Below are 15,337 nucleotides of genomic sequence, written 5' to 3'. Positions count from 1 at the left end.
CGACACAACTAACGCACAAAAAATCCCGATAGCCACTCGCTACCGGGATTCACCATATGCATTCCGACGCTCCTATCAGAAAGGCAGGTCATCCTTGGAATCTCCTGCCGAGAAATCGACAGGTGCCGCATCCGGAACCGGCGGAAAAGGAACCTGTCCAACGGGAGCGTCTGCCGCAGTTGCCGCACGCTCTACCTTCCATGCACGGATACTGTTGTACCAACGCCCTTGATACTCTCGCGCATCAATATCAAACGATACGGTAAGCTGGTCGCCAATCTTAATGGCAAACTGCGCTATCTTGTCTGCTCCGAAAACGTCAAAACACATCTTTCTGGGATATTGTTCTTGGGTTTCCAACACATACTCCTGCACTTTCCACTCCGAACCGGTACGTTGGGAAACACCGCCCCGCTCAGGCAACACGGCAATAATTTTTCCTGTAATTTCCATATTTCTACATTAACTGTTTAGTGATGCGAAATTACAACTTATTTTCTACTTTCTCGAATTTTAATTTATTTTTTTTGTTCCGTTCTACTTAAATCCGTAAATTTGCTGAATATAATTCTAAAAATACCACATCATGAAATTTATCGTATCAAGTTCTGCCCTTTTCAACCGTTTGCAGACTATTGGACGTGTCATAAATTCAAAGAATACGCTCCCCATCTTGGATTGCTTCTTATTTGAAATCCAAGATAATATACTCACCATTACGGCATCAGACAGCGAAACGACGCTGATTACCAGTTTGGAACTCGTGGAAAGCGATGCCAATACCCGTTTCTGCATCAACGCCAAAACCATCCAGGACTCCATGAAAGAAATTGCGGAACAACCCCTTTCTTTCGACATCAACCCAGACAACATGGAAATCACGGCCAACTACCAGAACGGACGTTTCAATATCGTGGGACAAAGTGCCGACGAATATCCGGAAATGAATCTCCCGCAGGAAGATATGAAGGGCCTCGTCATACCGGCCGAAACGATGCTCAACGGCATAAACCGTTGCCTGTTTGCCACAGCCGATGACGAATTGCGCCCGGTGATGAACGGGGTATATTTCGACATCCAGGCAGACAACCTGACATTTGTCTCTACCGACGGTCACAAATTGGTGCGCAACAGAAACTACACCATCAAAGGCGACCAACCCGCCGCCTTCATCCTTCCCAAGAAACCGGCTACGATTCTGAAGAACCTCCTCCCGAAAGAGTCGGACGATGTCACGTTAAGGTTCAATGAGCGTAATGCTTACATTACCATGGAATCTTCCCGGATCATCTGCCGCCTTATCGAAGGACGTTATCCGAACTATAACTCCGTCATTCCGCAAAACAACCCCTATCGGGTCACAGTGGACCGCCTTACTCTGTTGAGCGCACTGAAACGCGTATTGATATTCTCCAACCAGAGCAGTGCTTTGATCAAGTTGCATTTGGAAAGTAACCAGTTGGTAGTTTCCGGACAAGACATCGACTACTCCACCTCAGCCGAGGAACGCGTGCCCTGCGAATACGGAGATTCTCCGATGAATATCGGTTTCAAGGGCACGTTCCTCATCGACATACTGAACAATATGGGGGGAGAAAACGTCATCATCGAACTGGCCGACCCGAGCCGGGCGGGAGTCATCGTGCCGGCTGAACAGGAAGAAAATGAAGATCTGTTGATGCTGCTGATGCCTATGATGCTGAACGACTAAAAGAATAAAAATGAAATTAAATCTGAACAACCCCGTCGTTTTCTTCGACTTGGAAACGACGGGCATCAATATCACAAACGACCGTATCGTAGAATTGTGCTACATCAAAGTATACCCTAATGGCAATGAAGAATCCAAAAGCATGCGAATTAATCCGGAGATGCACATTCCGGAAAGTTCTTCGGCCATACACGGTATCTATGATGAAGACGTGGCAGATTGCCCCACCTTCAAACAGGTAGCCAAAGACTTGGCCAACACCATCAAAGGTTGCGATTTCGCCGGGTTCAATTCCAACCGTTTCGACGTACCGATGTTGGTCGAAGAATTTCTTCGGGCGGGCATAGACATAGACATCCGCAAGCGTAAGTTCATCGACGTACAAAACATTTACCATAAGCTCGAACGCCGGACGTTGAGCGCCGCATACAAATTCTATTGCGGAAAGGATTTGGAAAACGCCCATTCTGCGTTGGCCGACACACGAGCAACATACGAAGTCCTGATGGCACAACTGGACCATTATCCTGAAGACTTGAAAAATGACGTGGCATTCCTGTCCGACTTTTCCAAGATGACGGATAATGTGGATTTTGCCGGACGAATGGTTTATGACGAGAATCATGATATCGTGTTCAACTTCGGCAAATACAAAGGAAAAAAAGTCGCCGACGTATTACGTACGGATCCCGGATATTACAGTTGGATTCTGCAAGGTGACTTCGCACGTAACACCAAGCAGATTTTAACCCAGATTCGTCTGGACATGAACAAGGCATAAACCGGCATGGAAACATTAAGAGGTAAGAAAATCGTATTGGGAATCACGGGAAGCATCGCGGCCTACAAAGCCTGCTACCTCATCCGGGGATTGATTAAAAGAGGAGCCGAAGTACAAGTGGTTATCACTCCGGCAGGCAAGGAATTCATCACGCCCGTCACCCTCTCCGCACTGACTAGCAAACCCGTGGTCAGCGAATTCTTTTCCGGACGCGACGGGAGTTGGCACAGCCATGTAGCACTCGGGCTTTGGGCCGATGCCATGGTGATTGCACCGGCTACGGCCTCGTCTATCGGCAAGATGGCTCACGGAATAGCCGACAATATGCTCATCACGACCTACTTGTCCATGAAAGCTCCCGTTTTCGTGGCTCCGGCAATGGATTTGGACATGTTCGCCCATCCTTCCACGCAGCAGAACCTCGAACGCCTCCGTAGTTACGGCAACCACATCATTGAGCCTGCCTGCGGGGAATTGGCCAGCCACTTGGAAGGCAAAGGACGCATGGAGGAACCTGAAAATATTATCAAGGTCCTGGAAGGCTACTTTTCTGACAGACAAGACTTGCAGGGGAAAAGAATCCTGATTACAGCAGGCCCCACGTATGAAAAAATAGACCCCGTAAGGTTTATCGGCAACTATTCATCGGGCAAGATGGGAATCGCCTTAGCCGAGGCTTGTGCCCGACGCGGCGCAGAAGTCACGTTGGTTTGCGGCCCGACACCCCTCGGCACCACGCAGGCGGGCATCCGGCGAATCGACGTAGAGTCGGCCGAAGACATGTTCCGCGAAGCCACGGCGCACTTCCCGGAATCGGATGCAGCTATCTTATGTGCAGCCGTGGCCGACTTCACGCCTGCACAAACTTCCGACCGCAAAATCAAACGTGAGTCAGAAGACCTCGTCCTGCATCTGAAGCCGACACGCGACATAGCCCAAGCGCTCGGCCAGATGAAACGTAAAGAGCAGAGACTCATAGGCTTTGCCCTCGAAACCCATGACGAGACGGCACACGCGCACGAAAAACTGGAACGGAAGAACCTTGACTTCATCGTGCTCAATTCGTTGAATGACCCAGGAGCGGGCTTCCGTCATGACACGAATAAAATAACCATCATCAGCCGGACTGATTCCGTGGTCTATCCTCTGAAAAGCAAAAAAGAAGTGGCGGCCGACATTGTCGACCGGCTCGTGTCCTCTTTCTAACTTCGGATGAATATGCATGACGTACGCAGACACATAGCCTCCAATCTTAAAATCATGGCCCTGACGGCATGTTTCCACATTGCAGCCCCTACTGCGGCACAGGAACTCAATGCCAAAGTGACCATCAACCGTTCCCAAATCTCCAACACGACGGAAGCCGTATTCGAGGCGTTGCAGAACTCCCTGACGGCTTTCATCAACGAAAGGCAATGGACCGGGATGACATACGAAGAAAAAGAACGTATCAACTGCACTTTCAGCATCACGCTGAAAACTTACAGTGAAACAGACAATTCATTCACGGGTTCGATACAGGTGCAGAGTACACGTCCGGTGTACGACTCCAACTATTCGACGACGGTGTTTAATTTTCAGGATGAGAATTTCAACTTTACTTTTCAACAGTTCGACCAATTGGAATTCCGGCCGGAACAAGTGGACAACAACCTTACGGCTGTCATCGCCTACTACGCCTACCTCATCATCGGATTGGACATGGATACGATGGCTCCGCTCGGCGGTTCCGACATCCTGCAAATGGCCATGGACGTAGCCAACAATTCGCAAAACTTGGGCTATGCCGGATGGAAAGCTTTTGAAAACGACCGCAACCGCTTTGCCATTATCAATGACTATCTGGACGGAGCCATGGAACCGCTCCGGCAACTGGAATACAAATACCACCGCCTGGGGTTGGACCGCATGACGGAAAATACCGATACGGCACGCATGGCCATCACGGAATCCATGGAAATGCTCAAACAAGCCCGCGACCAAAAAAGCATGAGCGCGCTCCCCGTCATATTCACCGACATCAAACGGGATGAGTTGGTCAGCATCTACAGCGGAAAGGGCACTGCGGAAGAACGTGAGAAAGTATATAATATCGTGTTCGCCATCAACGCTTCACAAAGCAATTATTGGGAAAAACTCAGAAAATAAGGATATGCTGAAATCTTTATTCATTCAGAATTACGCATTAATAGACACATTAGACATCCGGTTCGAGCCGGGATTTTCCGTCATTACCGGGGAAACCGGTGCCGGAAAGTCCATTATCCTCGGTGCCATCGGCCTGCTGCTCGGTCAGCGCGCAGACAGTAAATCCATTAAAAACGGCATGTCGAAATGTATCATCGAAGCCGTTTTCGACCTGAGTGCCTACGGCATGCAGGGGTTCTTCGAACGCAATGATTTGGAGTTCGACGGAAAAGAATGTATCGTCCGCCGTGAAATCACGGCATCCGGCAAGAGCCGGGCGTTCATCAACGATACACCCGCTCCCGTGAGCCAACTCAAGGAATTGGGAGAAATGCTCATCGACGTGCATTCCCAACATCAAAACTTGTTGCTGAACAAAGAGAACTTCCAACTGAATGTCATCGACATCCTGGCCGGAGACAAAGATGAACTGCAACAATACAAAAGACTGTACACGGCTTACAAGCAGACGGAAAAGTCGTTGCAGCAGGCTCGGCAAGCCGCAGAACAAGCCCGTACGGAAGAAGACTATATCACATTCCAACTGGAACAATTAGAGAACGCCGCATTGAAAACCGGAGAACAAGAGGAACTGGAACAAGAGGCCGAAACGTTGGCACATGCTGAAGAAATCAAACAAGCCTTATATCAAGCGGAAAACCTTTTGGACAATGAACAAAACGGTATCGTCAACGTTTTGAAGGAAACGACCCATCTTTTGGATAATATAGGAAAAGTTTATCCCGATGGCAATGAATTGGCATCACGCATGGAGTCCTGTTACATCGAACTGAAAGACCTTGCCGGCGAGATTGCCGGACGCACGGAACAGGTCGAGTTCAATCCGGAACGTCTGGAATACGTCAACGAACGGCTCAACACCATCTATGACTTGCAACAGAAACATCGTGTGGACACGTTGGACGACCTTCTGCGAATAGAGGAGGAATACCGCGAAAAGCTCAACGCCATTACACATAGCGACGAACATATACAGGCCTTGCAACAACAATGCGACCAAGCCCTTGAGGCGATGAAGAAACAAGCAGGCAGACTGACCTCGCTACGGCAAAAGGCAGCTTTGGTCGTGGAAAGGCAGATGAAAGAAAAACTCATCCCGTTGGGCATCCCGAACGTCCAATTCAAAGTGGAACTCACTTCCAAAGAAGTACCGGACGAGACAGGAACCGACAAAATAAACTTCCTTTTCAGTGCCAACAAAAACGGCCAGTTGCAACCTATCTCCCAAGTGGCATCGGGGGGTGAAATCGCACGCGTCATGCTTTCGCTGAAAGCCATGATTTCCGGGGCGGTCAAACTGCCTACCATCATTTTCGACGAAATAGATACCGGCGTCTCCGGCAGCATCGCCGAGAAGATGGCACATATCATGCAGGAAATGGGGGCACTCAACCGGCAAGTCATCAGCATCACCCATCTGCCCCAAATCGCGGCTCTCGGCAGCACGCATTACAAAGTTTACAAGGAAGACCACGCGGAAGGTACCAGCAGTCATATCGTCCAACTGGACGAAAAAGGACGCGTGGAAGAAATCGCCCACATGTTGAGCGGTACCACACTGACCGATGCGGCCATCAATAACGCTAAAGAATTGCTTAACCAATCCTATAGAAAATGAAAAAGATCATATTTATATTGACCTGCCTGTCTACCTTGGGTAGCCATCTGGTTGCCCAAAATCCCAAATGGTTCAAAAAGGCGGCAAAAGCACAAATCAGCATCGTGACCATGAATGAAAAAGGAGACATGCTGCAATCCGGCAGCGGCTTTTTCATCGGCAAGGATGGAACCGCCTTAGCCGATTACCAACTGTTCAAACAAGCCAGTAAGGCCAAAGTCGTCAGTGGAGAAGGAAAGGAATACGAGGTGGAAGCCATCATCGGGGCTAGCTCATTATACGATTTGGTGAAATTCCGGGTAAAAACCGACAAGGATACTCCGGCACTGACCATTTCAGACCGTATGGGCGTGAAACATGAACACGTCTACGTCCTTCCCTACCCGACAAAAGAAAACAAAATGTGTGTGAACGACACTTTGCACGACATTCAGAAATTCAACGAGAAATACGGTTATTACACCTTAGGCCGGCCATTGGACGAAAAGTACTTGAACAGTCCGGTCATGGATGAAGAAGGCGAAGTTTTGGGAATGATACAAAGGAAAGCCGACGCCTCTGCCACAACTTCCTACGCTGTCAGTGTCGCATACGGTAACACTCTTTGCACCGATGGCATGTCTTCGGCCGACAACGACTTAAATGCCATCCACATCCGTAAGGCATTACCGGCCGATGAGGCGGACATACGCACGTTCCTGTTCATGACGGCCTCCCGTTCGGACTCTGCCACCTATAGCCAATACCTGAACGATTATATACTGCAATTTCCTAAAAGCAGCGAGGCTTACACGCAACGGGCTGATTTCTACATGGCACACGGCAACTATGCAGCCGCCGAAGAAGACATGAAAAGTGCCCTTGAAGTAACGGAAAAAAAGGATGAAACCTACTATGCGTTCAGCAAACTGCTTTACGAATTGAACCTGAAACCAGGCTATCAGGTTTATAAGGACTGGAATTTAAACCATTCGCTCACTCTTGCAGAAGAAGCTTATAAGGCCAATCCTTTACCCCTTTATATCCTTCAGGAAGGTAACACACTCTACGCTTTGAAAGAATATGAGAAAGCCTGCGAAAAATACCTCTCCTTACGGGAAACAAACATGCGTTCGGCCCAAATCTTTCTCTATGCCGCACAGTGCAAAAGAATGGCAAAAACAGACACGCTGCAAATACTGGCCCTTCAAGACAGTGCTGTGGCTTGCTTCAAGAAGCCTTATCCCAAAGATGCCGCTCCGTCCCTATTGGAACGCTCTAATACCTTGCTTGAATTGGGACGTTACCGTGAAGCCATTGCCGACCTGAATGAATATGAGCACTTAATGAGTAATGAGCTGACAGCTTATTTCTATTATAGACGCGAACAGGCGGAAATGCAGTGCCGCATGTTCCAACAAGCAGTAGATGACATCGACCGGGCCATCCGCATGGAACCCAAGGAACCGCTCTACCATGCAGAACGCGCAGTTGTCTACTACAGGCTCGGGGAATTCGAGGAAGCACTCAAGTCGGCTCAAAAGAGTGCAGAACTAAATCCCAAGTTCGGAGACGCCTATCGTTTAGCGGGAATTTGCCAACTCAGATTAAACCAACGTGAAAAAGGCCTGTCCAATTTGAAAAAAGCAATCGAATTGGGCGACGAATCCGCACAAGCCATTTTAGCCGAAGAAACCCAACCATAAACTTATCCTTCTTTCCTCCTACCCATATAAGGCCATGTTTTTGACGAAGCATGGCCTTATACTTTTTAAGTATAGTTCACACCATACTTAATCCGAAAACGGTTAAAAACATCCGGAAAGTTTTCCAAATAGTCAAAAATATACATTCGGTGTGAGATACAAATAAGCTATCTCATCTTTACTATCATGGTGTTCCAATTCAAACTGTATTTTATCTTCGCACGCCAACCAACCAATGACACTGCCCAATTCCGCATCATCGAATCCCATCATTTGCTTTATCTCGGAATATTCCCACCTGCGTTGCTCGTTACTGTTTAGCAAATGCAATACCTTGAGGGCGTTTTCTCCAATAATATGTTTATCCATACTCTTAATTTATTTGACGATTTAAACTTACATACAAATATAACAAATCGTTGACAAATTATTTACCCCCCCCATTTATTAACCTACATTAACACTTTGTGCTGAAATATTCAGAAAAGGCACCCTACATCATGCTTTTAAAATCAGCTAAGCCCAAAATATAGAAAACAACTATGCCCCTGTCTCAATCTGACGATTTTATTCGGTTATTCCAACGATATTCCGTAACTTTGCAAGGTTTTTCACAAACACCGCAAACAGGATGAAAATCAGGATTATTATTTGTTTTATCTTTTCTATCTTAGGATTGTTGGCACTCGTTGCGTACTTTTTCCCGGAGGATGGCATTGCCGTAGGCAGTGTGCGGATGCAGTTTCCCTCCCTGGCAGAAGTCCTTCAAACGGAAGAGGAAAAGGAAACACTCCCGACCGACACTGTAGCAACCGATACACTCAGCACAGAAGAACTGCTGCAAATGCGCATGGACGCACTCAAAGCGGAAAAAGAAAGCGAGTTCATGACCTATTGCGAGACGAATGCCGCACGTATTTATATGCCGGGAGACAATATCGATTATTTGGACCCGTTTTTTGACGCACTCGAAGCTGCACGCGAACGCCCCGTCCGCATCATGCACTACGGTGATTCGCAGTTGGAAGGCGACCGCATCTCATCCGTCTTGCGCGAAGCGTTCCAAGAACGGTTTGGTGGAAGCGGCGTGGGATTGGCACCGGCCGTACAAACCGTCCCGACCTACACGTTGTCACAATCCGTATCACCGGAAGGGCTATCCCGACACATCGTCTATGGACCCAAGGATATGCGGCTCGAAAGCAAGGCATACGGTGTCATGGGACAAACGGCCACACTTGACAGGCCGGCCACATTCCGGTTTTCCACGCGCGACCGCCAGCATTTTCCGCACGCTTCCCGTTTCAGCCAAATCACACTCCTGACCAGTGCGCCGGTAGAAGCGGCGGTAGTGGCCGGAACCGATACCCTCACCCTGAACGAGACACGGCTCAACGACCAATTTTACTGCTACTCACGTAATTTCAACACTCCCCGCACTACGGTCAGCCTCACGGTCGACGGACAAGCGGACGTGTACGGAGTGATGCTCGACGGGCAAACTGGCGTTTCGCTCGACAACATCCCCATGCGCGGCTGTTCCGGTACGATATTCACTGGCATCCATTCATCTACGCTCTCCCCGTTCTTCGGACGCGAAAACGTCCGGCTCATCATCCTGCAATATGGTGGAAACTCCGTCCCTTACCTGAAAGGAAAAGAGGGCATCGCAGGCTACATGTCCGGGCTGAAACGACAAATCGAATACCTCCGGAAACTGGCACCCGACGCTTGTTTCCTCTTCATCGGCCCGTCGGACATGTCCACTTCGATTGACGGCGAAATGCAGACTTACCCCGTGCTGCCCCGTTTGGTGGAAGCCATGAAAGCCATGGCAGACAGCTGCGGCATAGCATATTGGGACCTTTATGCCGCCATGGGCGGACGCGGCTCCATGATGAAGTGGGTGGATGCCTATCTGGCCGGACCGGACTACGTGCATTTCACTCCCAAAGGTGCACGCCATGTAGGCAACATCCTCTATGAAACGCTCGAATTTTACCATAAGTTTTATCGTTTCCGCACAGGAAAAGACAAACTGAAACTCAGTGCAGACAGTACGGAACTGGTGGTAGATACCACACTGGCCCCGTCCCCACAGGCAACCGGCACCGACACGGTTCCCCACGATTCACTGAACCCTTAATTTTATCTTCAATATTCCTCCGAAAGACATGAAGAAATACAGGATATTATCCGGACTTTTAGCAGTCTTTGCCCTGTTGGCAGGCTGCCGCGCCCATGAGAGGAAGGACTCCGTACGCCGGGAAGCCGCATTACGCCCTCTTCCCGATTACCCGTTCATCCGATACGAAGACAACACGTTGCAATTCCCATCCGGACGAGCCGACTTCGACACACTCTATCACAAAATGGATAGCTTGCTGTCCACCGGAAAAGGCAAAATAAACATCCTCCACATCGGGGGCAGCCACGTGCAGGCCGGATACCTGAGCCACCGGTTGCGGATGAATTTTTCCACCTTAGGCGATTCGGTAATGACCGCCCGAGGCGTGATATTCCCTTTCCGTATCCTGCGAACGAACGCCCCCCAAAACTACCGTATCGGTTTCACCGGAACATGGGAAAGTTGCCGGTGCACCAAACCCAACGGTACAGATACCCTCGGACTGACCGGAGCCGCAGTCAGCACTGGTGCCCCTTCCGCCAGCCTGACGCTCCGGCTCAATCCGAGCGGTACGTCCGTCTGGCATTTCACACGACTGCGCATACTGGGCTATGCCAACGACACAACGGCATATCCCTACGCCATACATCGCGGAGACACCTTGCTCCCACAGCATGACGCTGCCACGCACAGCTACCTGATACACTACCCCGAAGCCTGTGACACGGCACACATACGCATCCACACCGGAGAGGGAGGACGTTTCACGCTGACGGGCATCTTGCCGGAAAACGACCGGGACGGAATGACTTATCATGCCGTGGGCATTAACGGTGCAGACGTACCGGCCTGGCTGCGTTGCCACCACCTGCCCGGAGACCTGAAACTTATCCGGCCGGACCTTGCTGTTTTCGGCATCGGTATCAACGACGCCAATGTCCCTCCACAAAAATTCGATCCGGAACAGTTCAAAGCGCGTTATCGCGAACTTATCGCCCTGTTCAAATCTGCAAATCCGCATTGCGCCTTGCTTTTCGTGACCAACAACGACTGCCTGCTCAACCTCGGAAGAAGGCACGGCAAGCGCACCAATCCCAACACGGCACGCGTGGCCAAGGCATTCAAAGAACTGGCAGCCGAGACTGGCGGTGCCGTATGGGACCAATACCATATCATGGGCGGTTCGCGCTCTTCCGCCTTGTGGCGCGGCAAGAGGTTGATGCGCCCCGACCGTATACACTTCACCGCCGAAGGATACCACCTCATAGGCGATATGCTCTACAATGCAATCATAACCGACTATTTACAAGCTGATGGAAATTAAAGAAAACCTGCTCGTGCTGTGGCATTACATAGAAAGTGTGTTCTCGTTCGACCCGAACAGTCCGCTGTTGTTCACGCAATTCCAATTTTGGGCCTTTTTTGCCATTGTCTTCGCCGTTTTTGCGCTTTTCCGCAACAAGCGGCTGCTGCGTAACACTTACCTGTTCTTCGTCAGCGTTTTGTTCTACTACAAAACGAGCGGGCTGTTTTTCGGCCTGCTCCTGTTCGTGACGTGCAGCGACTTCATCATCGCCCAACTCATATACCGCGTGCAGAGGCGTTGGCAAAAGCGGGCCTTTCTCATCCTGAGTGTCGCCATCGACCTGTCCATCTTGTGCTACTTCAAGTATGCTTACTTCTTCGCGGACTTGGTGAACACCGTATGCGGCACCTCCTTCCAAGTGACCAACCTGTTGGCTGCCGAGGGCAACCGGTTGCTTGGCCAACCGTTCTTCAGCGTAGACCGCATCATCCTGCCTGTGGGAATCTCCTTCTACACTTTCCAAATCATCAGCTATACGGCCGACGTGTACCGTGGGTTGGTAAAACCGGTACGCAACCTGTTCGATTTCGGTTTTTACGTCACGTTCTTCCCCCAATTAGTGGCCGGCCCTATCGTGAAAGCTAGCGACTTCATCCCGCAGCTCTACCGCAAGTACTGCCTGAGCCGCCTGCAATTCGGCATGGCCGTGTTCTGGATACTCAACGGCCTGCTTAAGAAAATCATCCTGAGCGACTACCTCGCGGTGAACTTCATCGACCGTGTGTTCGACAACCCCATGCTTTTCTCCGGTTTCGAGAATCTCATGGCCCTCTTTGCCTACAGCCTGCAAGTATATGCCGATTTTTCGGGCTATACGGACATTGCCATCGGCCTCTCGCTGCTCATGGGATTCTATCTGCCACGTAATTTCAACTCACCGTATAAGGCACCGAATTGCAGCAATTTCTGGAAACGCTGGCACATCTCGTTGTCGCGTTGGTTGCAGAACTACCTGTACATTCCCTTAGGCGGAAACCGCAACGCCACCTTCGGCACGTATTTCTGGATTCTGACCATCACGTTCGTAGCCCTTGTCCTCTCGGGGAATCTTTACGTAGCTGCCGCCGTACTGGTATTGGCAGCCATCGTGGTGACTGTGGGCCTGCGCTGTCCGGATCGCCGCAAAAAGATATGGGCCAACCTGAACTCGATGATCACCATGCTGCTCGGCGGATTATGGCATGGCGCGAGCTGCAACTTCATGATTTGGGGCGGACTAAACGGAGTAGGCATGATTGTCTACAAGTTCTGGAGGGACTTCCGGCCGGCAGTCCGCACGCTCTGGTCGTTGCTCATCTTGTCCGTAACGGGAGCCTTATATGTCTTTGCCCCCGCGCCTATATGGAACCTGCTGCTCGTCTTCATGCTGTTCATCACAGCCAGTGCGATTATCAAATGGTTGTATTCACTGAGCGGCTTGCGATGGCGCTTTGCATGGTTGGGGCACGCATGGGCCGTGGGTGTCACCTTCGTATTCATCACCTTCACGCGCCTGTTCTTCCGTTCGGGCTCCAATCTCGACCCGGCCATTGCCAACGAGACGTCATGGCGCATCGCCACGGAAATGGTAAACCAAATGGGGACGGCATGGAACGCCAATGTGGGCGACATCATCCTGGCCTACGACAAGGTGTTTGCCCTCTTCGCCTTAGGCATGGTCATACATTGGTTGCCCGACAACTGGAAACGCCGTTATCGCATTTGGTTTGCACGCATGCCGTTGCCGTTGATGGCTGTTGCCGTCGTGTTGGCCGTTTTCATCGTCTACCAATTCGTCACAGCAGAAATGCAACCGTTCATCTATTTCCAATTTTAAGAAGAGCCACTTTAACTTTTCCCATAGTCCTATGACGTGCAGCCCCGTAGCCATACCGATTTGCAATAGTGTCAAAATGACAATCCTCCCCCCGGCAAGATTCCTCCATTTGTACCCCGAAGCGGAACCTTTTGGAAATATACGATTCTCACCACGTAAGGAGAAAACGGTTTGTTACCTATTTAGGGCCTCTACTTTCAAAAAGCCAGACGGAAAGCCATGGCTTGCGCATGCGTTTCAGTATGAGGCAAGCCATCACTAAATTTTCATAACGATTTGATAGTCGAATCCTGTAAGCCAAAAGGAACGAAATAGAGAAAAAAGAGGCCATATTGGCATCCCGTCTTGGCGTTTTCTGGTCTGTCATCAGCCGACATGAGGAAACCGGTCACACAACATGCGGAGAAAAAAAGTGTTTTTTCAGCCAAACGATTTTTCGTTTGGCTGAGATTGATGCCCCATCTTGCTGAACAAACATAAAAATCAAGTCCGATTTGCAAAAATATGTATTCAAAACTTCCCTTTGAGCTGCACAGATGAAGAGAAAAAGAAGATTTGCTTGTTCAATCAACAACTGTTTTCCTATCTTTTTGAAATCAGAATACAGGATTTATCAAACAAAACATCAACGTAGAAATCAAAATGGCATCCCTCCCCGATTGGATATAAAAATTTGCGGCAAACCCATCGTATACCAATGGGACCTGCCGCAAACCACTATGAAAAAGAATATATCCTTTACCTTACTATCCGCCGAAGTTATCGTACATGATAGATTCCGGATCTACACCGAGACCGTCGAGCATGCCGACCACAGCCTTCGACATCGGGCCGGGACCGCACATGTAATATTCGATATCCTCAGGCGCATCGTGGTCTTTCAGATAAGTCTCATACATCACGTTATGCACAAAGCCCGGAGTGTACTTCACGCCTGCTGCGTCTGCGGCAGGATCCGGACGGTCCAAAGCCAAATGGAAATGGAAATTCGGGAAATCCTTTTCCAATCCTAAGAAATCCTCCAGATAGAACACTTCGTTCAATGCGCGCGCACCATAGAAATAGTGCATCTCGCGGTCGGTCGTATGCAACGTCTTTGTCATGTGCATGATTTGCGCACGCAACGGAGCCATGCCGGCACCACCACCGACCCAAATCATTTCTTTCTTGCTGTCGAAATGCGGATGGAAGTCACCGTAAGGACCACTCATAATCACCTTGTCACCCGGTTTCAGCGTGAAGATGTAAGATGAAGCGATACCCGGGTTCACATCCATGAAACCGCTGCGGTCAGCCTTGAAAGGAGGTGTGGCGATACGTACAGTCAACATGAACACGTCGCCTTCTGCCGGATAGTTGGCCATAGAGTAGGCACGCACGGTCGGTTCCGGATTGACGCACTTCAACGGGAAGAGACCGAACTTCTGCCATGCCGGCAGGTACTCATCACCGATGAGGCTCTTGTCGATATCCTTATCGTAATCCATCGTAAATGCAGGTATCTTGATTTGGGCGTATGAACCGGGGATAAAGTCCATGTGCGCTCCTGCCGGAAGCTGCACCTTGAACTCTTTAATGAAGGTAGCCACATTCTTGTTGCTGATCACCGTACATTCGTACTCCTTCACACCCATTACAGACTCGGGCACCTTAATCTTCAAATCGCCTTTCACCTTGCACTGGCAACCCAAGCGCCAATGGTCTTTGATTTGCTTGCGGGTAAACTGTCCCTTTTCAGAGTCCAGTATTTCACCGCCCCCTTCTACCACCTGGCATTTGCACTGCCCGCAAGAACCTTTACCACCGCAAGCCGAAGACAGGTAAATCCCTTCGGAAGCCAAGGTAGAAAGCAAGCTTCCTCCCTGCGCTACGGAGATAGTCTTGTCGCCATTGATAGTAAGGTTCACGTTTCCGCTCGGAGACAGATATTTCTTAGCCACCAACAAAATAATCACCAACAGGAGTATTGTAACGAGGAATACGCCAATGCTCGCTAAAATAAAATTCATATCCATTGTTCTATT

Annotated in this window: 12 protein-coding genes; 9 read left to right on the top strand and 3 right to left on the bottom strand. The window is 49.7% G+C overall.

Going from position 1 to position 15,337, the window contains the following annotated elements; translation table 11 throughout:
- Positions 1-75: 75 nt before the first annotated feature.
- The gene (locus E0E47_RS01880; protein ID WP_008625166.1) at positions 76-453 is read right to left on the bottom strand and encodes a DUF3127 domain-containing protein; all 378 of its coding nucleotides are present in this window, start codon (positions 451-453) and stop codon (positions 76-78) included.
- A 133-nt stretch (positions 454-586) separates the two neighbouring features.
- On the opposite strand from E0E47_RS01880, the gene dnaN reads away from it, so the two are divergent.
- The 6 genes from dnaN to E0E47_RS01850 are packed head-to-tail and all read left to right on the top strand — an operon-like array spanning position 587 to position 8,003.
- Positions 587-1,711 carry a DNA polymerase III subunit beta gene (dnaN, locus tag E0E47_RS01875; RefSeq protein ID WP_008625167.1) on the top strand — a complete coding sequence of 375 codons (1,125 nt, stop codon included), beginning with the start codon at positions 587-589 and terminating at the stop codon, positions 1,709-1,711.
- A gap of 10 nt (positions 1,712-1,721) precedes the next feature.
- Positions 1,722-2,492: a 3'-5' exonuclease gene (locus E0E47_RS01870; protein WP_008625168.1), complete on the top strand. Its 771-nt coding sequence runs from the start codon at positions 1,722-1,724 to the stop codon at positions 2,490-2,492.
- Between the two features lie 6 nt (positions 2,493-2,498).
- The gene (gene coaBC / locus E0E47_RS01865; protein WP_130892716.1) at positions 2,499-3,698 is read left to right on the top strand and encodes a bifunctional phosphopantothenoylcysteine decarboxylase/phosphopantothenate--cysteine ligase CoaBC; all 1,200 of its coding nucleotides are present in this window, start codon (positions 2,499-2,501) and stop codon (positions 3,696-3,698) included.
- A 6-nt stretch (positions 3,699-3,704) separates the two neighbouring features.
- Positions 3,705-4,640: a type IX secretion system protein PorD gene (gene porD / locus E0E47_RS01860; protein ID WP_456094721.1), complete on the top strand. Its 936-nt coding sequence runs from the start codon at positions 3,705-3,707 to the stop codon at positions 4,638-4,640.
- Positions 4,641-4,644: 4 nt separating this feature from the next.
- Positions 4,645-6,318, top strand: coding sequence for a DNA repair protein RecN (gene recN, locus E0E47_RS01855; protein WP_130892715.1), 1,674 nt, complete (start codon positions 4,645-4,647; stop codon positions 6,316-6,318).
- Positions 6,315-8,003, top strand: a complete 1,689-nt coding sequence (locus E0E47_RS01850; protein WP_130892714.1) for a serine protease — start codon at positions 6,315-6,317, stop codon at positions 8,001-8,003. The genes recN and E0E47_RS01850 overlap by 4 nt, the downstream gene beginning before the upstream one ends.
- Before the next feature lie 132 nt (positions 8,004-8,135).
- Here the strand turns inward: E0E47_RS01850 and E0E47_RS01845 are convergent, their stop codons facing one another.
- The gene (locus tag E0E47_RS01845; protein ID WP_008625173.1) at positions 8,136-8,372 is read right to left on the bottom strand and encodes a winged helix-turn-helix domain-containing protein; all 237 of its coding nucleotides are present in this window, start codon (positions 8,370-8,372) and stop codon (positions 8,136-8,138) included.
- A gap of 262 nt (positions 8,373-8,634) precedes the next feature.
- On the opposite strand from E0E47_RS01845, the gene E0E47_RS01840 reads away from it, so the two are divergent.
- From E0E47_RS01840 to E0E47_RS01830, 3 genes are read left to right on the top strand one after another with little or no spacing between them, the layout of a single operon-like run.
- Complete coding sequence (locus E0E47_RS01840) at positions 8,635-10,149, top strand: GDSL-type esterase/lipase family protein (RefSeq protein WP_008625174.1); 1,515 nt, start codon at positions 8,635-8,637, stop codon at positions 10,147-10,149.
- A 28-nt stretch (positions 10,150-10,177) separates the two neighbouring features.
- Positions 10,178-11,455, top strand: coding sequence for a GDSL-type esterase/lipase family protein (locus E0E47_RS01835; RefSeq protein WP_008625175.1), 1,278 nt, complete (start codon positions 10,178-10,180; stop codon positions 11,453-11,455).
- A complete protein-coding gene (locus E0E47_RS01830; RefSeq protein ID WP_130892713.1) occupies positions 11,445-13,313 on the top strand; it encodes an MBOAT family O-acyltransferase in 1,869 nt (622 codons plus the stop codon). Before E0E47_RS01835 ends, E0E47_RS01830 begins: the two co-directional genes overlap by 11 nt.
- A 746-nt stretch (positions 13,314-14,059) precedes the next feature.
- Here the strand turns inward: E0E47_RS01830 and nqrF are convergent.
- Positions 14,060-15,328, bottom strand: coding sequence for an NADH:ubiquinone reductase (Na(+)-transporting) subunit F (gene nqrF, locus E0E47_RS01815; RefSeq protein ID WP_008625179.1), 1,269 nt, complete (start codon positions 15,326-15,328; stop codon positions 14,060-14,062).
- Positions 15,329-15,337: the final 9 nt, after the last annotated feature.

This window comes from Paraprevotella xylaniphila YIT 11841 (assembly GCF_900683745.1).
In the GTDB taxonomy this organism is placed as follows: domain Bacteria; phylum Bacteroidota; class Bacteroidia; order Bacteroidales; family Bacteroidaceae; genus Paraprevotella; species Paraprevotella xylaniphila.
This window is presented reverse-complemented; position numbering and strand designations above follow the sequence as displayed.